Below are 255 nucleotides of genomic sequence, written 5' to 3'. Positions count from 1 at the left end.
GTCCCGAAAGGCGGCTGAGATGGTTTTTCATTTACTGGACCATCCGCCGGAACCGAACGAGGTATTGAAAAAAGCCGCCGCACGCAGAAAATACGAACCGCCGTGCCCGAAATAGCCCCGTTAGGCCCTGGCCATGATCGCGTCGCATTTGACTGCGGGAGTGCCGAATTGAATGCGTTTTTCAAAGCGACAGCCAGGCAGCACGCAGCCAGGGGCATATCCCGTACATGGGTCCTTGCAGATCCGAACGCCCCC

1 protein-coding gene is annotated in these 255 nt (G+C 57.6%); it reads left to right on the top strand.

All coding sequences use genetic code 11. The annotated features are described in order from the left end of the window. On the top strand, positions 1 to 115 hold a 115-nt coding region (locus tag MWC30_RS23275), incomplete at its 5' end, for a DUF1778 domain-containing protein (RefSeq protein ID WP_368860938.1). Positions 116 to 255: the final 140 nt, after the last annotated feature.

Source organism: Desulforhabdus sp. TSK, assembly GCF_022836495.1.
GTDB lineage: Bacteria > Desulfobacterota > Syntrophobacteria > Syntrophobacterales > Syntrophobacteraceae > Desulforhabdus.
This window is presented reverse-complemented; position numbering and strand designations above follow the sequence as displayed.